The 19568-nt window shown below is 42.3% G+C and carries 27 protein-coding genes and 1 pseudogene; 2 read left to right on the top strand and 26 right to left on the bottom strand.

The annotated features are described in order from the left end of the window. Window positions 1-30: 30 nt before the first annotated feature. The 25 genes from secY to rpsL all read right to left on the bottom strand — a co-directional run bounded on the left by secY (window position 31) and on the right by rpsL (window position 13881). Window positions 31-1329 (bottom strand): preprotein translocase subunit SecY, encoded by a 1299-nt coding sequence (gene secY / locus HMPREF0623_RS04280; RefSeq protein ID WP_002832252.1) that lies wholly within the window; start codon window positions 1327-1329, stop codon window positions 31-33. Continuing rightward, window positions 1329-1763: a 50S ribosomal protein L15 gene (gene rplO, locus HMPREF0623_RS04285; protein WP_002832253.1), complete on the bottom strand. Its 435-nt coding sequence runs from the start codon at window positions 1761-1763 to the stop codon at window positions 1329-1331. The genes secY and rplO overlap by 1 nt, the downstream gene beginning before the upstream one ends. A 26-nt stretch (window positions 1764-1789) precedes the next feature. After that, entirely contained in the window at window positions 1790-1972 is a 183-nt protein-coding gene (gene rpmD, locus HMPREF0623_RS04290; RefSeq protein ID WP_002832254.1) for a 50S ribosomal protein L30, read from the bottom strand. 13 nt (window positions 1973-1985) lie between these two features. Next, entirely contained in the window at window positions 1986-2489 is a 504-nt protein-coding gene (rpsE, locus tag HMPREF0623_RS04295; protein WP_002832255.1) for a 30S ribosomal protein S5, read from the bottom strand. Window positions 2490-2510: 21 nt separating this feature from the next. Next, window positions 2511-2876, bottom strand: a complete 366-nt coding sequence (gene rplR / locus HMPREF0623_RS04300) for a 50S ribosomal protein L18 (protein ID WP_004166087.1) — start codon at window positions 2874-2876, stop codon at window positions 2511-2513. A gap of 43 nt (window positions 2877-2919) precedes the next feature. Then, window positions 2920-3456 carry a 50S ribosomal protein L6 gene (gene rplF / locus HMPREF0623_RS04305; protein WP_002832257.1) on the bottom strand — a complete coding sequence of 179 codons (537 nt, stop codon included), beginning with the start codon at window positions 3454-3456 and terminating at the stop codon, window positions 2920-2922. 26 nt (window positions 3457-3482) lie between these two features. Next, entirely contained in the window at window positions 3483-3881 is a 399-nt protein-coding gene (rpsH, locus tag HMPREF0623_RS04310; protein WP_002832258.1) for a 30S ribosomal protein S8, read from the bottom strand. Between the two features lie 33 nt (window positions 3882-3914). After that, window positions 3915-4100: a type Z 30S ribosomal protein S14 gene (locus HMPREF0623_RS09405; protein WP_002832260.1), complete on the bottom strand. Its 186-nt coding sequence runs from the start codon at window positions 4098-4100 to the stop codon at window positions 3915-3917. A gap of 18 nt (window positions 4101-4118) precedes the next feature. Beyond that, the gene (rplE, locus tag HMPREF0623_RS04315; RefSeq protein ID WP_002832261.1) at window positions 4119-4661 is read right to left on the bottom strand and encodes a 50S ribosomal protein L5; all 543 of its coding nucleotides are present in this window, start codon (window positions 4659-4661) and stop codon (window positions 4119-4121) included. A gap of 27 nt (window positions 4662-4688) precedes the next feature. Further along, window positions 4689-5000, bottom strand: a complete 312-nt coding sequence (gene rplX / locus HMPREF0623_RS04320; protein ID WP_002832262.1) for a 50S ribosomal protein L24 — start codon at window positions 4998-5000, stop codon at window positions 4689-4691. Between the two features lie 33 nt (window positions 5001-5033). Continuing rightward, entirely contained in the window at window positions 5034-5402 is a 369-nt protein-coding gene (gene rplN, locus HMPREF0623_RS04325) for a 50S ribosomal protein L14 (RefSeq protein ID WP_002832263.1), read from the bottom strand. A 46-nt stretch (window positions 5403-5448) separates the two neighbouring features. Further along, complete coding sequence (gene rpsQ / locus HMPREF0623_RS04330) at window positions 5449-5715, bottom strand: 30S ribosomal protein S17 (protein ID WP_002832265.1); 267 nt, start codon at window positions 5713-5715, stop codon at window positions 5449-5451. A 26-nt stretch (window positions 5716-5741) separates the two neighbouring features. Further along, window positions 5742-5936: a 50S ribosomal protein L29 gene (rpmC, locus tag HMPREF0623_RS04335; RefSeq protein ID WP_002832266.1), complete on the bottom strand. Its 195-nt coding sequence runs from the start codon at window positions 5934-5936 to the stop codon at window positions 5742-5744. Further along, window positions 5926-6360 (bottom strand): 50S ribosomal protein L16, encoded by a 435-nt coding sequence (gene rplP, locus HMPREF0623_RS04340; protein ID WP_002832268.1) that lies wholly within the window; start codon window positions 6358-6360, stop codon window positions 5926-5928. Before rplP ends, rpmC begins: the two co-directional genes overlap by 11 nt. 2 nt (window positions 6361-6362) lie before the next feature. Then, on the bottom strand, window positions 6363-7034 hold the full coding sequence (rpsC, locus tag HMPREF0623_RS04345) for a 30S ribosomal protein S3 (protein WP_004165509.1): 672 nt from the start codon (window positions 7032-7034) through the stop codon (window positions 6363-6365). A gap of 12 nt (window positions 7035-7046) precedes the next feature. Then, complete coding sequence (rplV, locus tag HMPREF0623_RS04350) at window positions 7047-7394, bottom strand: 50S ribosomal protein L22 (RefSeq protein ID WP_002832270.1); 348 nt, start codon at window positions 7392-7394, stop codon at window positions 7047-7049. A gap of 12 nt (window positions 7395-7406) precedes the next feature. After that, window positions 7407-7688: a 30S ribosomal protein S19 gene (gene rpsS, locus HMPREF0623_RS04355; protein WP_002832271.1), complete on the bottom strand. Its 282-nt coding sequence runs from the start codon at window positions 7686-7688 to the stop codon at window positions 7407-7409. A 26-nt stretch (window positions 7689-7714) separates the two neighbouring features. Continuing rightward, window positions 7715-8563 (bottom strand): 50S ribosomal protein L2, encoded by an 849-nt coding sequence (gene rplB / locus HMPREF0623_RS04360; RefSeq protein WP_002832272.1) that lies wholly within the window; start codon window positions 8561-8563, stop codon window positions 7715-7717. A gap of 19 nt (window positions 8564-8582) precedes the next feature. Continuing rightward, window positions 8583-8870 (bottom strand): 50S ribosomal protein L23, encoded by a 288-nt coding sequence (gene rplW, locus HMPREF0623_RS04365; protein WP_002832273.1) that lies wholly within the window; start codon window positions 8868-8870, stop codon window positions 8583-8585. Beyond that, window positions 8870-9493 (bottom strand): 50S ribosomal protein L4, encoded by a 624-nt coding sequence (rplD, locus tag HMPREF0623_RS04370; protein ID WP_002832274.1) that lies wholly within the window; start codon window positions 9491-9493, stop codon window positions 8870-8872. Before rplD ends, rplW begins: the two co-directional genes overlap by 1 nt. 17 nt (window positions 9494-9510) lie before the next feature. Then, window positions 9511-10149, bottom strand: a complete 639-nt coding sequence (rplC, locus tag HMPREF0623_RS04375; RefSeq protein WP_002832275.1) for a 50S ribosomal protein L3 — start codon at window positions 10147-10149, stop codon at window positions 9511-9513. 27 nt (window positions 10150-10176) lie between these two features. Next, window positions 10177-10485, bottom strand: a complete 309-nt coding sequence (rpsJ, locus tag HMPREF0623_RS04380) for a 30S ribosomal protein S10 (protein WP_002832277.1) — start codon at window positions 10483-10485, stop codon at window positions 10177-10179. Between the two features lie 284 nt (window positions 10486-10769). Next, on the bottom strand, window positions 10770-12863 hold the full coding sequence (fusA, locus tag HMPREF0623_RS04385) for an elongation factor G (RefSeq protein ID WP_002832278.1): 2094 nt from the start codon (window positions 12861-12863) through the stop codon (window positions 10770-10772). A 118-nt stretch (window positions 12864-12981) separates the two neighbouring features. Next, the gene (gene rpsG / locus HMPREF0623_RS04390) at window positions 12982-13452 is read right to left on the bottom strand and encodes a 30S ribosomal protein S7 (protein WP_002832280.1); all 471 of its coding nucleotides are present in this window, start codon (window positions 13450-13452) and stop codon (window positions 12982-12984) included. Window positions 13453-13467: 15 nt separating this feature from the next. Beyond that, on the bottom strand, window positions 13468-13881 hold the full coding sequence (gene rpsL / locus HMPREF0623_RS04395) for a 30S ribosomal protein S12 (protein ID WP_002832281.1): 414 nt from the start codon (window positions 13879-13881) through the stop codon (window positions 13468-13470). Between the two features lie 280 nt (window positions 13882-14161). Here rpsL and HMPREF0623_RS04400 point away from each other — a divergent pair, with 280 nt between their 5' ends. Both HMPREF0623_RS04400 and HMPREF0623_RS04405 read left to right on the top strand, forming a co-directional pair. Then, the gene (locus HMPREF0623_RS04400) at window positions 14162-14713 is read left to right on the top strand and encodes a prepilin peptidase (protein WP_004166091.1); all 552 of its coding nucleotides are present in this window, start codon (window positions 14162-14164) and stop codon (window positions 14711-14713) included. A gap of 186 nt (window positions 14714-14899) precedes the next feature. Continuing rightward, window positions 14900-15854: pseudogene (locus tag HMPREF0623_RS04405) on the top strand (nucleoside hydrolase). Between the two features lie 69 nt (window positions 15855-15923). On the opposite strand, the gene rpoC reads toward HMPREF0623_RS04405, so the two are convergent. Then, window positions 15924-19565 (bottom strand): DNA-directed RNA polymerase subunit beta', encoded by a 3642-nt coding sequence (rpoC, locus tag HMPREF0623_RS04410; RefSeq protein ID WP_002832285.1) that lies wholly within the window; start codon window positions 19563-19565, stop codon window positions 15924-15926. Window positions 19566-19568 lie beyond the last annotated feature (3 nt).

Below are 19568 nucleotides of genomic sequence, written 5' to 3' on the forward strand. Positions count from 1 at the left end.
AGTAATTCTCCTTCATTGCTAAACGACGAATTAGTTACGAATAAACCCGATGTATTCTCGTTTCATCATTAGACCTTCAAGTTGGTCAAACAACTGAATTGCAACTCCGACCACGATTAGTAAGCTTGTTCCACCCAATCCAATCGATTCATCTAAACCAAAGATGTTAGATGCAAGTAACGGAATTAACGCAACTAAACCTAAGAAAAGTGCTCCGACTACGCTCAACCGAATCAAAAGACTCGAAACGTAGCTTTGCGTTTTCTTCCCAGGCCAAACACCTGGGATGTAACTGCCTTGCTTTTGTAAATTCTCCGCTAATTTTTCGGGATTAACCTGAACAAATGCGTAGAAGAACGTGAACAAGACGATTAACACGGTGTATAAGATTGCGCCATCCGTGGTTTGCATATTAAACACGTTGGTCAAGATATTGTACCAATCATCTTCTGAATGAGATGAAGCAAACGCCATTAAGATGGTCTGGGGAGTTGAAATAAACGAACTAGCAAAAATTACCGGAATAACTCCCGCAACGTTAACTTTTAATGGTAAGTAACTGCTGTCAGATGCGCCCGAAGCCCGGCGTGTATATTGGATTGGAATTTTACGGCTTGCTTGTTGTACCCAAGTTACGAAAATAACAATGGCTAAAACAGCAAGTAAAATTAATCCAACATACAAGAAGCTTTGGCCCCACTGACTTTTCGGCGTATTAACAAACTGTTCAGTATAAATTTGTTGAATTCCAGTTGGTGTCCGGGCAATGATCCCTGCGAAGATGATCATTGAAACCCCTTGACCAATACCCCGTTCTGTAATCATATCTCCTAACCAAGTTGTTAACATCGTTCCCGCTGTTAAAATCAACCCGATGGTTAAGAAGGTGTGTACATTTGGTGTTTCAACTAAATTCATTTGACTCAAGTAGTTAAAACCAGCAGTGATTCCGATTGATTGCGCAAAAGCAAGGACGATTGTTAACCACCGGGTTGCTTGATTAAGCTTCCGACGACCAACCTCACCTTGCTTACTCCATTCCACAAATTTTGGAACAATGTCCATTTGTAACAATTGAACAATAATTTGTGCCGTAATGTATGGAGAAACTCCCATTGCGAAAATGGAGTAGTTTGTCAATCCGCCACCACTAAAGGTATTAAGAATTCCAACTAATCCCGAAGAGGAAATGCTTTGCAAAGCATGCGCATTAACTCCCGGAACGGTGATGTATGATCCTAACCGAAATACAATCAAAATACCAAGTGTGAAGAATATCTTATGACGGATATCCTTCACTTTTAAAGCATTGATGACGGTCGAAAACATTAAATCACCTCGGTCTTACCACCAGCAGCTTCGATTGCCTTTACAGCACTCGCAGAGAATTTTTGAGCTTTAACAGTGAATTTCTTTGAAACTTCACCATTACCGAGAATTTTAACACCGCTAAGTTGTTTCTTGATGATACCAGCCTTAAGCAATGCTTCAGGTGTAATTTCAGCACCTTCGTCAAATACGTTAAGTGCATCAAGATTAACAATTGCATATTCTTTGCGGTTAATGTTTGTAAAACCACGTTTTGGAATCCGACGGTAAAGAGGCATTTGGCCACCTTCAAAACCTAAACGAACTTTTCCACGTGCCTTTTGTCCCTTTTGACCACGACCAGCTGTCTTACCGTTACCGCTTGAATCACCACGGCCGATCCGTTTGCGGCTAGTCCGTGAGCCTTCGCTAGGCTTTAATTCATTCAACTTCATGCAAGGAAACCTCCAATCTTACAATATTATTTTACTTCTTCGACTTCGATTAAGTGTGCAATGTGGAAAATTGCTCCACGAGTTGCCTCATTGTTAGGTAGGACAACCGAACTGTTAACCCGGCCAAGACCTAATTCCTTAACAATTTTTCTTTGTTTAGGGAGGCGATGTGCGGCACTTTTAATTAATGTAACTTTTAATTGTGACATCAGAATATCCTCCTTATTCAGCTAAATGATCGACTGAAACCCCACGTAGGGCAGCAACTTCTTCTGCATTACGCATGCTCTTAAGGCCTTCGAAAGTAGCACGGATAACGTTAACTGGAGTGTTTGAACCCAAACGCTTACTTGTAACATCATCAACACCGGCTAATTCCATAACGGCACGAACAGCACCACCAGCAGTAACTCCAGAACCTTCAGCAGCTGGCTTCATCAGAATCCGTCCACCACCGTAAACACCGATGGCTTCGTGAGGGAGAGTTGTTCCAACGATTGGAACTTCGATCAAACTCTTACGTGCAGTTTCAACTGCTTTACGAATTGCTTCTGGAACTTCTTGAGCTTTACCAGTACCAAAACCAACATGACCGTTCTTGTCACCAACAACGACTAAAGCAGCAAAACGAAGACGACGTCCACCTTTAACAACCTTTGTAACCCGGTTGATGGCAACTACGCGGTCTTCCAATTCCAATTTTTCTGGATCGATAAACTTAGACATGTACGTATTTCCCTCCTATCCTTAAAATTTAAGTCCGTTTTCGCGAGCAGCTTCAGCTAAAGCTTGCACACGACCATGGTAAAGGTATCCACCACGATCAAAAACGACATTTTCGATTTTCTTTTCAACAGCTCTCTTGGCAACCAAAGCACCAACTTGTGCAGCAGCTTCAGTCTTTGAGCCACCTGAAACTTCGCTATCTAATGTTGAGGCACTAACTAGCGTTACACCCGCTACGTCATCAATTACTTGAGCGTAGATGTTTTTGTTAGAACGATATACATTTAAGCGTGGGCACTCTGCAGTACCAGAGATTTTTGAACGAATACGTGCGTGACGACGTTGACGTTTCTTATTCTTATCTGGTTTTGAAATCAAAATTTTCACCTCATATTTTTAAATTATCAGCTAACTATATCAAGCTGCTAGATTACTTACCTGTCTTACCTTCCTTGCGGCGAACGTATTCACCAACGTAGCGAACCCCTTTACCTTTGTAAGGTTCTGGTGAACGTACGGCACGGATTTCAGCGGCAAAATCACCAACGCGTTGCTTGCTAATTCCACTGATATTAATGTGTGTGTTGTCAGGTACTTCTACCTTAAGGTCTTCAGGAGCTTCCATTTCAACTGGGTTTGAGTAACCTAGGTTCAAAACAAGCTTCTTACCTTTAAGTTGAGCACGGTAACCAACACCGACTAATTCGAGTTTCTTTTCGAAACCGTTGGTTACTCCTTCAACCATGTTGTTAAAGTTAGCGCGTGTAGTACCATGTAATGCGCGCATCTTGTTATCATCGCTTGGACGATCAAATGTAACAACATTTCCTTCAACGTTCATTTTAATATCCGCACTCATTGTGCGTGTTAATTCACCCTTAGGTCCTTTAACAGTAACGACGTTTCCGTCTTGTTTAATTTCAACACCAGCTGGAACTTCAACTGGTTTTCTACCGATACGGCTCATTGAACGGCACCTCCTTATCTAAAAAATTACCAGATGTAAGCTAATACTTCTCCACCGATTTTCTTAGCGCGTGCTTCTTTATCTGTGATTACACCTTCAGAAGTTGAGATGATTGCGATACCCAAACCATTCAACACCTTCGGAACTTCATCAGCTTTTACGTATGAACGTAATCCAGGTTTTGAAATACGCTTCAAACCAGAGATAACTCGTTCGTTGTTCTTTCCATATTTTAGGAATACACGAATGATGCCTTGTTTGTCATCGTCAATATATTCAACATCTTTGATAAAGCCTTCGTTCTTAAGAATTTCAGCAATATCCTTCTTAATTTTTGATGCAGGTACTTCTAAAGATTCGTGACGAACCATGTTCGCATTACGAATACGAGTAAGAAAGTCTGCAATCGGATCTGTCATAGACATTCAGTATTACCCTCCTTTAACTCTGATTTCTTTTTACCAACTAGCTTTCTTCATACCAGGAATTTGTCCTTCATGAGCTAATTCACGAAGGCAAATACGGCATAAATGGAATTTACGGTATACAGAGTGTGGACGGCCACAACGTTCGCAACGAGTATATGCTTGAGTTGAGAACTTAGCAGGACGTTCACTCTTTACAACTAATGATTTTTTAGCCAATTTGTTTGCTCCCTTCGCTTACTTTTCAAATGGCATTCCAAATTCTGCCAATAATTCACGTGATTCTTCGTCAGTGTTTGCTGTCGTAACGATTACGATATCCAAACCACGAACACGGTTAACATTATCAAAATCGATTTCTGGGAAAATCAATTGTTCGCGAACACCTAATGTGTAGTTACCGCGGCCATCAAAGGCAGTACGGCTAACACCGTGGAAATCACGAACTCGAGGTAATGAAACGTTGATCAACTTGTCTAAGAAGTCATACATTCTTTCACCACGAAGTGTAACTTTGGCACCAATTGACATACCTTCACGAAGACGGAATCCAGCAATTGACTTTTTAGCCTTTGTAACAAGTGGCTTTTGTCCTGAAATAAGTGCTAATTCAGCAACAGCTTCATCAAGGTTCTTTGAGTTAGCAACTGCATCACCAACACCCATATTCAAAACGATTTTTTCAATCTTTGGTACTTGCATAACTGATGTGTAGTCAAATTTCTTAACTAGATCAGGTGTAATTTCGTTAACGAACTTTTCTTTTAAACGATTTGCCATGAATTTATTTTCCTCCCTCCGTTTAGATTACTTGTCGATACTTTCGCCAGTTTTTTTAGAAACACGAACTTTTTTACCATCAACAACCTTGAAACCAACCCGAGTTGGTTCATTAGTTGATGGATCGATAAGCATTACGTTTGAAACATCGATTGGTGCTTCAATATCAAGAATTCCACCTTGAGGATTTGCATTGTTAGGCTTTTGATGTTTTTTAATCATGTTAATGCCTTCAACAACAACACGGTTCTTTTTAGCAAGTGTTTGTTTGATGGTACCTTCCTTGCCCTTGTCTTTTCCGCTGATTACGCGAACTTTGTCGCCAACTTTTACGAACATTTAATGGCGCACCTCCTTCGTTATGATGGTCGATTACAATACTTCAGGAGCCAAAGAAACAATCTTCATGTAGTCCTTATCACGTAATTCACGTGCAACTGGGCCAAAGATACGTGTTCCTTGTGGACTCTTATCATCTTTAATTAATACTGCAGCATTTTCGTCAAATTTGATGTATGAACCATCAGCACGATGTGCGCCTTGTTTTGTACGAACAACAACCGCTTTGACAACGTCACCTTTTTTGACAACGCCACCTGGTGTTGCTTGTTTAACCGTAGCAACCACAACGTCACCAATGTAACCAAATTTAACACGGGAACCACCCAATACCTTAATAACCAACAGTTCACGTGCTCCAGAATTGTCAGCAACTTTCAAACGACTCTCTTGTTGGATCACAGTTAGTGTCCTCCCTTCAATTTTGTATCAGAATACGAAACATGAGCTAGATAATAACTGCTTTTTCAACGATATCAAGCAAACGGAATCTCTTTGTTGCAGACAAAGGTCTTGTTTCCATGATTGTTACGATATCGCCCTTCTTTGCAGCGTTATTTTCGTCATGTGCCTTATATTTCTTTGAGTACTTTACACGTTTACCGTAAACTGGATGTGTCTTGTAAGTATCGATTTGGACTGTGATAGTCTTATCCATCTTGTCAGAAACTACGCGTCCTTGGTAAACCTTTCGTGCGTTACGTTCTTCACTCATTGACTAAGTCCTCCCTTCGTATTCTTTTACTTGTTTAATTCTTGTTGACGTAGAGCAGTTTTGATCCGCGCAATGTTCTTGCGAACAGCTTTAAGGCGAGCAGTGTTTTCAAGTTGGCCAGTTGCCAATTGGAAACGTAGGTTGAATAACTCGTCCTTGTACTCTTTTTCCTTGTTGATCATTTCGTCAGTGGTTAATTCATTAATTTCTTTAGCCTTCATCTGATTCGCCACCTACTTCCTCGCGTGCGATAATCTTTGTCTTAACAGGAAGTTTCATAGCTGCCAAGCGAAGAGCTTCGCGGGCAACTTCTTCAGGAACACCTGCAACTTCAAACATAACCTTTTCGCGTTTTACTGGTGCAACCCAGCCTTCTGGAGTACCTTTACCATTACCCATACGAACACCCACACCTTTAGATGTGTATGATTTATGAGGGAAAATCTTAATCCAAACTTTACCGCCACGCTTCATGTAACGCGTCATTGCGATACGAGCAGCTTCAATTTGGCGGTTAGTAATCCATGATGAAGTCAATGCTTGTAAGCCGAATTCACCAAAAGTAACTGTCTTACCGCCTTTAGCGGCTCCACGCATCCGTCCACGATGTTCGCGACGATGTTTTACTCTCTTAGGTACTAACATGCTTATTTCCCTCCTTGTTCTTTAGAGTTGTTATTAGCTTCCTTTGCTTCAGGTAAAATTTCACCACGGTAAACCCATGTCTTAACACCAAGTTGACCGTATGTAGTACGAGCTTCAACCCAAGCGTAATCCACATCAGCACGTAATGTGTGAAGAGGAACCTTACCTTCGGAATAGTGTTCTACACGTGACATGTCGGCTCCGTTTAGACGACCTGCAACTTGTGTCTTAATACCTTTAGCGCCGGCACGCATTGAGCGTTGCATAGCTTGTTTCATAGCACGACGGAATGCAACCCGTCCTTCTAGTTGAGCAGCAATGTTTTCACCAACAAGTTTTGCTTCAAGATCAGGTTTCTTGATTTCAACGATGTTGATGTGAACACGTTTGCCAGTTAATTCATTTAGTTGTTTACGCAACTTTTCAACTTCTGATCCACCTTTACCGATAACCATACCTGGTTTTGCAGTGTGAATTGAAATGTTAACACGATTTGCAGCACGTTCAATTTCAACAGTAGATACGGAAGCATCAGTGAGTTGCTTTGCGATAAATTCACGAATCTTGATGTCTTCGCCAAGGAACTTAGCAAAGTCTTTATCAGCATACCATTTTGCTTGCCAATCACGAATGACACCAACACGGAATCCATTAGGATTTACTTTTTGACCCACGCGTTATCCCTCCTATTTTTCTGATACTACAACTGTAATATGACTTGTCCGTTTGTTGATTGGTGATGCCGAGCCCTTAGCACGTGGACGGAAACGTTTCAACGTTGGTCCTTCGTTAACAAAGACTTTGCTAATTACCAAATCTTCACGATCCAAATCAAAGTTATTTTCAGCATTCGCCACTGCAGACTTCAATACCTTTTCTACGATAGGTGAAGCACTGCGCGGTGTAAATTTAAGAATTGCAAAAGCTTCAGCGACACTTTTACCTCTGATAAGATCGACTACGAGACGAACCTTACGAGCGGCAATCCGAACAGTCTTTGCAGTTGCCTGTGCAGATGTTACTTGTTCAGCCATGATTCATCCTCCTTACTTTCCAGATGTCTTTTTGTCGTCGCCACCGTGACCACGGAATGTGCGAGTTGGAACAAATTCGCCAAGCTTATGACCAACCATATCATCTTGGATATAAACTGGAACATGTTTTCTACCATCGTATACAGCGATTGTGTAACCGATGAAACTTGGAAAAATTGTTGAACGACGTGACCATGTCTTGATAACTGATTTCTTTTCTTGATCTTTTTGTGCATCGATCTTCTTCAAAAGATGTTCATCAGCGAATGGTCCCTTTTTTAAACTACGACCCATTAATTTGACCTCCTTCGAAAACTGTTCTAGATATTACCTAAGCGACCGCGTTTACGACCACGAACGATAAATTTGTTTGACTTGTTATGTTTGTTACGAGTCTTCTTACCAATTGTTTTCTTACCCCATGGAGAAAGTGGAGATGGACGTCCGATAGGTGCCTTACCTTCACCACCACCATGTGGATGATCGTTAGGGTTCATTACAGAACCACGAACGTGTGGACGTTGACCAGCGTAACGGTTACGACCAGCTTTACCAACGTTGATTAATTCGTGTTCTTCGTTACCTACAGCACCAATTGTGGCACGGTTTGTAGCAAGAATCATACGAACTTCTGAAGATGCAAGACGAACAAGTGCATACTTGCCTTCTTTACCAAGTAATTGAGCTGATGTACCAGCAGAACGAACAAGTTGTCCACCCTTACCTGGTTTTAATTCAATATTGTGGATAACTGTACCAACAGGAATGTTTGCAAGTGGTAGCGCGTTACCTACTTTAATGTCGGCTTCAGGTCCAGATTGAACTTGGTCGCCAACTTTTAAACCTTTAGGAGCAATGATGTATGATTTAACACCATCAGCGTAAACAAGCAATGCAATGTTAGCTGAACGGTTTGGATCATATTCGATTGCCTTAACTGTTGCTGGCACATCGTCTTTAATCCGCTTAAAGTCGATGATCCGGTATTGACGCTTGTTACCACCACCACGATGGCGAACCGTCATCCGACCGTAGTTGTTACGACCAGCTGAATGGCTTTGAGATTCCAACAATGACTTTTCTGGACGCTTCTTTGTAATTTCAGCGTAGTCCAATTGTGTCATGCCACGACGAGCATTCGTTGTTGGCTTAAATTTCTTAATCCCCACGTTGTTTCCCTCCTATTTTTTATTCTTCACCAAATAATTGGATTTCTTTTGAATCTTCTGAAAGTTGAACGATTGCCTTACGACGCTTCTTTGTGTAACCAGCGTAACGGCCTTGGCGCTTCAACTTACCTTTAACATTCATAATGTTAACCTTGATTACCTTAACATCAAAGATCTCTTCGATAGCTTTCTTAACTTGAGTCTTTGTAGCACGAGGATCTACGTCAAACGTGTAACGCTTGTCGTCAATCAACGCCATGGATGCTTCGGTAACAACTGGGCGTAAAATAATATCACGTGATTCCATTATGCTAGAGCCTCCTCTACTTGAGAAAGAGCCTTTTGTGTAATGACAAGTTTGTCGCTATTCATAATATCTAAAACGTTGATACCAGTTGGTTCAACAATTTTTACGTTAGATAAATTACGAGCAGCCAATACAGCACTTTCGTTATCTTCTTCAAGAACTAATAGAGCTTTCTTTTCAACATTAAGTTTGCTTAATGATTGAGCAAAGTCCTTTGTCTTTGGAGTTTCGAACTTAAATTCATCAACAACAACCAAGCTTTCATCCAATACCTTTTGTGAAAGTACTGACTTCAATGCTAAGCGACGCATTTTCTTTGGAATGCTGTATGCGTATGAACGAGGAGTTGGTCCGAAGACAATTCCTCCGCCACGCCATTGTGGTGAACGAATTGAACCTTGACGAGCACGTCCAGTACCCTTTTGACGCCATGGTTTCTTACCACCACCACGTACAGCACTACGATTCTTTACTGCGTGTGTTCCTTGGCGCATAGATGCACGTTGCATAACTACGGCTTCAAAGACCACATCGTTGTTGGGTTCAATACCGAAGATGTCGGCATTTAATTCAACGGTTCCGTTTTGAGTTCCGTCTTGTTTGAATAATGATACGTTAGCCATTTATTGGTCCTCCTCTCTTATTTAGATGTGTTTTTTACAGTACTCTTAACAACTACGTATGACTTCTTAGCGCCAGGTACGTTACCCTTAACCAAAAGTACGTTGTTTTCTGTATCTGCCTTAACGATTTCTAGATTTTGAATTGTAACTGTCTTGTTACCCATGCGACCTGGCAACTTCTTACCTGGGAACACGCGGTTAATAATTGCTCCCAATGAACCAGGACGACGGTGGTAACGAGAACCGTGCGCCATCGGACCACGACGTTGACCGTCTTTTTTGATAACACCTTGGAAACCATGTCCCTTAGTAGTACCAGTTACATCGACGAAGTCACCTGCTTCAAAGATGTCTGCTGCGATCTTGTCTCCGACTTTAACATCTTCCCCAAGCTCAACATCTCTGATTTCGTGAATGAAGCGCTTAGGATTTGTATTTGCTTTTGCTACATGGCCTTGTTCAGGTTTGTTACTCAATACTTGACGCTTGTCGTCAAAACCTAATTGAGCTGCTGCATAACCGTCGTTTTCAACAGTCTTAAGTTGCAATACAACGTTAGGAGTAGTATCGATTACTGTAACTGGGATTAATTCACCAGCTTCAGTGAAAACCTGTGTCATTCCGACCTTCTTACCTAAGATTCCTTTTGTGGTCATTAGTACACCTCCGTTTGTGCTTTAAAATTATAATTTGATTTCGATATCTACACCGCTTGGCAAGTCAAGCTTCATCAAAGAATCAACTGTCTTTGGTGTAGGGTTAACGATATCAATCAAACGCTTATGTGTGCGCATTTCAAACTGTTCACGAGCCTTCTTGAACTTGTGTGGAGAACTCAAAACAGTGTAAACTGTGCGTTCTGTTGGCAATGGGATTGGACCCGAAATTGTTGCACCAGTGCGTTTTGCTGTTTCAACAATCTTGTCAGCAGATTGATCTAAAATACGATGTTCGTAAGCCTTAAGGCGAATACGAATTTTTTGTTTTGCCATTGTGTTACCTCCCTCGTCTATTTTAAAAATAAGACTTGCTCCGTGAAAATTACCGCCACACCCTGTGGCAAAGCGGCCGGGTGTGTCGCAACCTTTCACATCAACGCTCTGCTTATACACCACCGTGGGGAGGGCAGTATGCCCCCCTCGTTTTTACACGGTACTTGATTATGATACATGAAAAACGCCCCCGTGGCAAGGGCATTTAGCGATTTTTTTGCAAAAAAAGAAGTTCCCTTCCCTAACGCTTTAAACGTTAAAAAAGAGAACTTCGATTTTAGAAATTATTCAGCTTTTCCGCCATTTTTCTTGATAATTTCTTCTTGGATTGACTTTGGAACTGGTTCGTAGTGATCAAAGGTCATTGTAAATGTACCACGACCTTGTGATGCAGAACGAAGCGTAGTTGCATAGCCAAACATTTCTGAAAGTGGAACAAATGCGTGGATTTCTTCAGCACCAGCAATTGCTTCCATACCTTCAACACGACCACGACGAGCAGTTACTTGACCCATGATATCACCCATGTATTCTTCTGGAACACGGATTTCTACCTTCATAACTGGTTCTAAGATAACTGGTGCAGCCGTCTTAGCAGCTTCCCGTAAAGCGATTGAAGCAGCAACCTTGAAGGCAGCTTCACTAGAATCGACTTCGTGGTAACTACCATCGTATAACTTAGCCTTCAAGTCAACTAATGGATAACCTGCAAGAACACCGTTATTCATAGCTTCCTTCAAACCTTGTTCAACTGATGGAATGTATTCACGAGGAACTACACCACCAACGATAGCGTCTTCGAATTCGAATCCTTTACCTTCTTCGTTAGGTGTGAATTCGATCCAAACATCACCATATTGACCTTTACCACCAGATTGACGAACAAACTTACCTTGAGCAGAAGTTTGTTTTGTAAATGCTTCACGGTAAGAAACTTGTGGAGCACCAATCTTAGCTTCAACGTTAAATTCACGCTTCATCCGGTCAACGATGATATCCAAGTGAAGTTCACCCATTCCAGCGATAACTGTTTCCCCAGTTTCTGGGTTAGTTTCAGCACGGAATGAAGGATCTTCTTCAGCAAGTTTTTGTAAAGCAACGTCCATCTTATCTTGGTCAGCCTTTGATTTTGGTTCAACGGCAACTTCGATAACTGGTTCTGGGAATTGCATTGATTCCAAGTGTAATGGATGATCTGGATCAGTTAAAGAATCACCAGTAGTAGTGTTCTTCAAACCGATTGCGGCAGCGATATCACCAGAGAATACTTCTGGGATTTCTTGACGTTGGTTAGAGTGCATTTGTAGCAAACGACCAACCCGTTCACGCTTGTTCTTTGTAGCATTTAATACGTATGAACCAGATTCCAAAGTACCTTGGTAAACACGGATAAATGTCAAACGACCAACAAATGGGTCAGTAGCAACCTTAAATGCCAAAGCAGCAAATGGCTTGTCGTCGCCGGCAATCAATTGAACTTCTTCACCAGTATCAGGATCTGTAGCACCGTATGGCTTAACATCCAATGGAGATGGTAAGTAATCCACAACAGCGTCTAACATCATTTGAACACCCTTGTTCTTGAATGCTGAACCAGCAAGTACTGGGAACAATTCAAGTGACAAAGTACCCTTACGGATAGCAGCTTTGATTTCATCAGTAGAAATTTCTTCACCGCCAAGGTATTTTTCCATGATGTTTTCGTCAACGTCAGCTAAAATTTCAAGCATTTCGCCACGACGTTTTTCAGCTTCTTCCCTGTATTGGTCAGGAATTTCAACGGTATCCCATTCGGTACCTAATTCGTCTTCATCATACAAGTCGGCCTTCATTTCAACTAAGTCAATAACCCCTTCAAAGTCATCTTCGGCACCGATTGGCATTTGAATTGGTAAAGCATTAGCTTGAAGACGGTCACGTAATGATTGTACGGAGAAGTCGAAGTTAGCACCGATCTTATCCATCTTGTTAGCAAAAACGATCCGGGGAACGTTGTAATCAGAAGCTTGACGCCAAACTGTTTCAGTTTGTGGTTCAACCCCTGCTTGTGCATCAAGAACGGCTACCGCACCATCAAGCACCCGGAGAGAACGTTCAACTTCGATAGTGAAGTCCACGTGTCCTGGGGTATCAATGATGTTAATCCGGTGGTCTTTCCATGCTGCAGTTGTAGCAGCGGATGTGATTGTGATCCCACGTTCTTGTTCTTGTTCCATCCAGTCCATTTGTGAAGCACCATCATGGGTTTCACCGATTTTGTGGATTTTACCTGTATAGTACAAGATTCGTTCGGTTGTGGTAGTCTTACCAGCATCAATGTGAGCCATGATACCGATGTTACGAGTCTTTTCTAAAGGAAACTCACGTTTGTTAGCCATTATTTAAAGTTTCTCCTTCCAATGAAATCAATTAATAGCCTGTTAGAAAAAATGACTACTATATGCATCCATATAATAGTCATCAATGGTTGCAACAAGTAATTGCAACGACTGAATTTTACCAACGATAATGTGCAAAGGCACGGTTAGCTTCAGCCATCTTATGTGTATCTTCACGTTTCTTAACAGATGCACCAGTGTTGTTAGCAGCATCCATGATTTCACGTGCAAGACGTTCTGACATTGTGTGTTCACCACGGAGACGAGCGTAGTTAACTAACCAACGTAAACCAAGGGTTGTACGACGGTCTGGACGTACTTCGATCGGAACTTGGTAGTTAGAACCACCAACACGACGAGCCTTAACTTCAAGGACAGGCATGATGTTGTTCATTGCTTCTTCGAATACTTCAGTTGGTTGAGAACCCGTTTCCTTTTCGATAATATCGAAAGCTTTGTATAGAATCTTTGAAGCTTTTCCACGCTTACCATCTAACATTAAACGGTTGATTAAGCGTGTAACAAGCTTTGAGTTATAAATTGGATCTGGTAATACTTCGCGTTTTGGTGCTGGACCTTTTCTTGGCATTTATACACGACCTCCTTACTTCTTAGGCTTCTTTGTACCGTATTTAGAACGGCTTTGTTTACGATCAGTAACCCCTGCTGTATCAAGTGCACCACGGATAACATGGTAACGAACACCAGGTAAATCCTTTACACGTCCACCACGGATCAAGACAACACTATGTTCTTGAAGGTTGTGACCAATACCAGGAATGTATGCTGTAACTTCGATCAAGTTAGATAAACGAACACGAGCATACTTACGCAAAGCTGAGTTAGGCTTCTTAGGTGTCATAGTACCGACACGTGTTGCAACTCCACGTTTTTGAGGAGCTGGATTATTAACTTGAGACTTCTTCATGCTGTTGTAGCCGTAGTTCAAAGCTGGAGCCTTTGACTTCGAGCTTTGAGAACGACGACCCTTACGAACCAATTGGTTAATTGTAGGCATCGATGTTTCTCCTTCCAAATAATTGAAAAATAATTTAAGTATTTTTAAGTACACATATCCAGGCGGTTCTTTTTTTGCTATAAAAAAAGATGGCCAGGACGGGTACCAGGGCTAACGTTTCCAGTCAGCATGTCTGCATTTGCGCAGAGAACCTGTCCACAAAAAGCACCTTAAATAGAATATCACGCAATTTTATTGAATGCAAGTTAATCAATTAAAAAAACGCTCCGTTAGTTTCGTAATTTTATATTTAGTTACGGTTACTGAGGAGGCAAATTCAATGTTACCATTCTATCATTTTTTAATTTTTTACTTTGGCTGTTCGTGGGGATCTTTTTTAATGGCTACTTATCAACGTCGCTTAACCGGAGGCTCCATTACTTTTCCCGCTTCCCATTGTGATTATTGTTTAACTCCCCTACCCTACTTTTGTTTATTCCCTATTTTTAGCTACTGCTTTAGCAAGGGGCGCTGTCTTTTTTGCGGAAACCAGATTCCCCTCAAAATGCTGGGACTCGAAGTCATTAGCGGGATCGGCTTTTGGTTAACCATACAACTAACTACTGGCGAACCCTTTACACTTCTAACTCTGCTGATTCTAAGTTTTCTTAGTGTAGAAGATTACGCCACTAGACAAATCCACTCCCAAATTTTGCTATTTCCCGCGCTATTTGAAACTTACCAATCCTTTAGCGGTGTGAAATTTGCAACACTCGTGGTATTAACCGTTTTACTATTAAATAACTTTGAAAACCAGCGTTTTTTTCAAAAAATGGGGCAAGGCGACCTTGAAGTAATGGTTTTTCTCGCCTCCTATTCGGGACGTCCATAACTTCAGGAATTATTTGCTTAGCCTGCTTAATTGCGTTAGTGCGCATAATGGTTACCAAACAACGAATGGTTGCCTTCGTCCCCTGCCTTTTTGCCGCCAATTGGTTAGTCCTTACCTATATTAACCATTCAGCTCCACAACTAATTATGCTAAGATAACCATAATCAAATTTAGGGGGTTACCATCATGCAAAAAATTTATTTCAATCACGACGGCAACGTTGATGATTTAGTTTCGTTGATTTTATTACTCGCTTTTCCAGATACGGAAATTGTCGGGGTTAGTGCCGTGGGCGCCGACTCTTACGTCGAACCCGCCGTTTCGGCATCGCGCAAAATTATCGATCTATTCGGTTCGCCTAGCCAACTCGAAGTGGCCCAATCCGACTCCCGGCCGGTCAACCAATTTCCTAAGGAATGGCGGCTAAGTGCATTTTCGTTCGATGATTTCCCGATTTTAAATGAACATCTCAATGAGGGTAATCCCCAAACTCGGTTAGCTAAACAGCCGGCGCACCTCGACATGGTTCAAAAACTTCAGCAATCATCTGTGCCGGTCACCCTCGTAATGACTGGTCCATTGACTGATTTAGCACGTGCTTTAGCAGTTGATCCCACCATCACCGCCAAAATTGATCGGCTATTCTGGATGGGGGGGTTCAATGAACGGGATCGGAAACGTAGCCGAACCTGCACACGACGGCTCTGCTGAATGGAACGCTTTTTGGGACCCCGAGGCAGTGCAAACTGTATTCGATAGCGATTTACCGATTACTATCGTCAGCCTAGACAGTACTAACCAAGTCCCCCTCACCACTGCGCTGCGTCAACGTTGGGCAAAACAACGGCAGTACCCCGCTCTCGACTTGGTTGGCCAGGGTTACTCATTAGTGCACTCTTTCGAAGCTAATTCAACTTACTACCTTTGGGACGTGCTCACCACCTTAATTAGCAAGTATCCTGAACTAGTTTCTAGCAAGCCACTGAATGTAAAGGTGGTTTCTAAGGGGATTTCGGCTGGAAAAACGTATCCGGATCCGACAGGTCGTCCCGTCACCTTTGTTACCCAAGTTAATGCAGCTGCCTTTTACGACCGCTTCGACCAGCTCGCCCAAAGTCTGCGCAGCAACTTCCAAAATTAAATTCCATTTCCTAACAAAAAAGGGTGTTCCAAGTCAAAATAACTTGGAACACCCTTTTAAAATTCACAATTAATTTTCAATTGTTTCGTTCATTTCTTTTTCAACGTCGCTTAACGTTTGTGGTTGTTCAGTATTGCCACCAACCACTTCTGGTTTAATTTGACGGTAGTCTGTCATTCCAGTACCGGCAGGAATAATCTTACCGATAATAACATTTTCCTTCAAACCAACCAACGGATCGTTCTTACCGCGAATAGCTGCGTCCGTCAATACTCGGGTAGTTTCTTGGAAGGAAGCCGCGGATAAGAAACTATTAGTTTCCAAAGCAGCCTTAGTAATACCAAGAATTACTGGACGAGATGTTGCCGGGATTCCACCAGCGATCAAGGTCTTGTAGTTATCCTTCTTGAAGTCGTCGATGTCCATCAACGTCCCTGGAAGAATATCTGTGTCACCTGGATCCATAACCCGTACTTTCCGAAGCATTTGACGAATCATGATTTCAACGTGCTTGTCACTGATTTCAATACCTTGCATACGGTAAACCTTTTGGATTTCACTGAGCAAGTAGTTTTCAGTAGAAAGTACGTCACGAACCTTGATAAGCTTCTTCGGATCGATAGAACCTTCGTTAAGTGGTGCACCACGGTGGATGTAGTCACCTTCAGCTACCTTCATGCGGGCAGTGATTGGTAAGCTATACGTCCGGGTATCTGTTTCACCCTTAACGGTAACTTCCTTAGTACCTTCGGCAGGATCTTCTTCAATGGATTCAACCACCCCAGTAACTTCGGAAATTTCAGCAGGTCCCTTAGGATTACGAGCTTCCACAATTTCTTGGATACGTGGAAGACCTTGGGTAATATCGGCGTTACCAGCAACCCCACCAGTATGGAAGTTACGCATGGTAAGCTGAGTACCTGGTTCACCGATTGATTGAGCAGCAACTGTACCAACTGCTTCACCAACTTCAACCCGGTCCCCAGTAGCCATGTTCCGGCCGTAACACTTTTCACAAACCCCGTGAGCCGTGTTACATGTAAATGCGGAACGGATAGTTACTTCTTGGATACCAGCATCAATAATTTCTTGTGCACTACGTTCGTCGATCATTTCGTTTTGACCCACGATCACCTTGCCAGTTTCTGGATTGATAACTGACTTCATGGTGTAACGACCAAGGATCCGGTCGTAAAGTGGTTCAATCATTTCGTTACCTTCTGCAATCGCAGTGATCAATAGACCGCGGTCAGTACCACAATCCTTTTCACGAACGATAACGTCTTGGGCAACGTCAACCAAACGACGAGTCAAGTAACCTGAGTTAGCGGTCTTCAAGGCCGTATCGGTCATTCCTTTACGAGCACCGTGAGTAGAAATAAACATTTCCAAAACACTAAGTCCTTCACGGAAGTTTGACAAGATTGGCAATTCCATGATCTTACCATTAGGCGCAGCCATCAAACCACGCATCCCGGCAAGCTGCGTAAAGTTAGAGATGTTACCACGAGCACCAGAATCCGACATCATGAAGATTGGATTTTGTGGATCGAAGGTATCCATCAACCGTTGTTGAATTTCATCCTTAGCATCGTTCCAAATTCCAATAACCCGTTCATAACGTTCGTCATCCGTAATCAAACCACGACGGAATTGTTTAGTAACCGTTGCGACCTTCTTATGCGCTGCAGCAATAATCGCAGGCTTGTCCGGCAAGTTGGTAATATCCGCAATCCCCACGGTTAATCCAGAAAGTGTGGAACGGTAGAAACCAAGATCCTTCATCCGGTCAAGGAGCAAGGAAGTTTCGGTAACTTTGTATTGCTTGTAAACTTCCGCAATTACATCACTCAAGAATCCAGACTTGAATGGTGAAAGTAGCGGACGTTGGTTCAATTGTTCATGAATATCTTCACCAGCTTCAAGGAAGTATTCATCCGGCGTACCGTTAACTAAGTTTTCGTTAGTTGGCGCGTTCAGATAAACAAAATCCTTTGGCAAAATGTCGTTGAACAACATCTTACCAGCCGTGGTGATCAAAATTTGTTGCCGTTGTTGATCGGTAAATGGCTTTTCAGGCATTGAACTTGCCCGCACCCCAATTCGGGTGTGAATTGATACGTAACCATTTTGCAAAGCAAGTTTAACTTCGTCGAGGTCGTTAAAGATCATTCCTTCCCCAACGCTTTCAGCACGTTCCATGGTTAACCAGTAGTTACCAATAACCATATCTTGAGAAGGCGTAACCACTGGCTTACCATCCTTAGGTGCCAAAATGTGGTGAGCAGCAAGCATTAAGAGCCGTGCTTCTGCTTGAGCTTCGTTAGATAGCGGAACGTGGATCGCCATTTGGTCCCCATCAAAGTCGGCGTTATAAGCTTCACAAGCTAATGGGTGAAGCCGCATTGCCTTACCACTAACAAGAACTGGTTCAAAGGCTTGAATACCAAGTCGATGCAAAGTAGGGGCCCGGTTCAATAGCACGGGATGTTCCTTAATAACATCTTCTAAAACGTCATAAACTTCTTCGTCTTTACGATCGATTTTCCGCTTAGCGTTCTTAATGTTAGAAGCTAAGTTCCGGCTAACCAATTCCTTCATAATGAATGGCTTGAATAATTCCATTGCCATTGGAACTGGGAGACCCATTTGGTTCATCTTTAATGATGGACCAACATCAATAACCGAACGTCCGGAGTAGTCAACCCGCTTACCAAGTAAGTTTTGACGGAAACGTCCTTGCTTACCTTTCAGCATGTGAGAGAGTGACTTCAACGGACGGTTACCAGGACCAGCAACCGGACGACCACGCCGACCATTATCGATCAACGCATCTACCGCTTCTTGGAGCATCCGCTTTTCGTTTTGCACGATAATTCCCGGTGCGTTCAAGTCTAATAAGCGTTTCAACCGGTTATTCCGGTTAATTACCCGCCGATACAAATCGTTCAAGTCGGAAGTAGCAAAACGGCCACCATCCAATTGAACCATTGGACGAAGATCTGGCGGAATAACTGGGATAGCATCCATTACCATCCAATCCGGATGGTTACCAGACTTGATGAAGGCTTCAATAATGTCCAAACGACGTACGGCACGCGTCCGTTTTTGGCCAGAAGCTTCCTTCAATTCTTCTTTTAGTAAGTTAGCTTCTTTTTCTAGATCCACGCTTTGTAGCAAGGCTTGGATAGCTTCCCCACCAATCTTAGCTACGAAACGATTTCCGTATTCGTCTAACTTAGCCCGGTATTCACGTTCAGTTAGCAATTGCTTCTTTTCAAGTGGAGTATCACCAGGATCAACAACTACGTAAGAAGCAAAGTAAATAATTTCTTCCAATGAACGAGGGCTCATGTCAAGTACTAAGCCCATCCGACTTGGAATACCTTTAAAGTACCAGATGTGAGTTACTGGAGCTGCAAGTTCAATATGTCCCATCCGTTCGCGACGAACTTTTGACTTAGTAACTTCAACACCACAACGATCACAAACAATTCCCTTATAACGAATCCGTTTGTACTTTCCACAAGCACATTCGTAATCCTTAGTCGGTCCAAAAATGCGTTCGTCGAATAACCCATCTTTTTCTGGTTTTAAAGTTCGATAGTTGATGGTTTCTGGTTTCTTAACTTCCCCATACGACCACATCCGGATCTTATCAGGCGAAGCTAAACCGATTTGCATACTTTCGAATTTATTAACATCGATCAACGG

Source organism: Pediococcus acidilactici DSM 20284 (assembly GCF_000146325.1).
In the GTDB taxonomy this organism is placed as follows: domain Bacteria; phylum Bacillota; class Bacilli; order Lactobacillales; family Lactobacillaceae; genus Pediococcus; species Pediococcus acidilactici.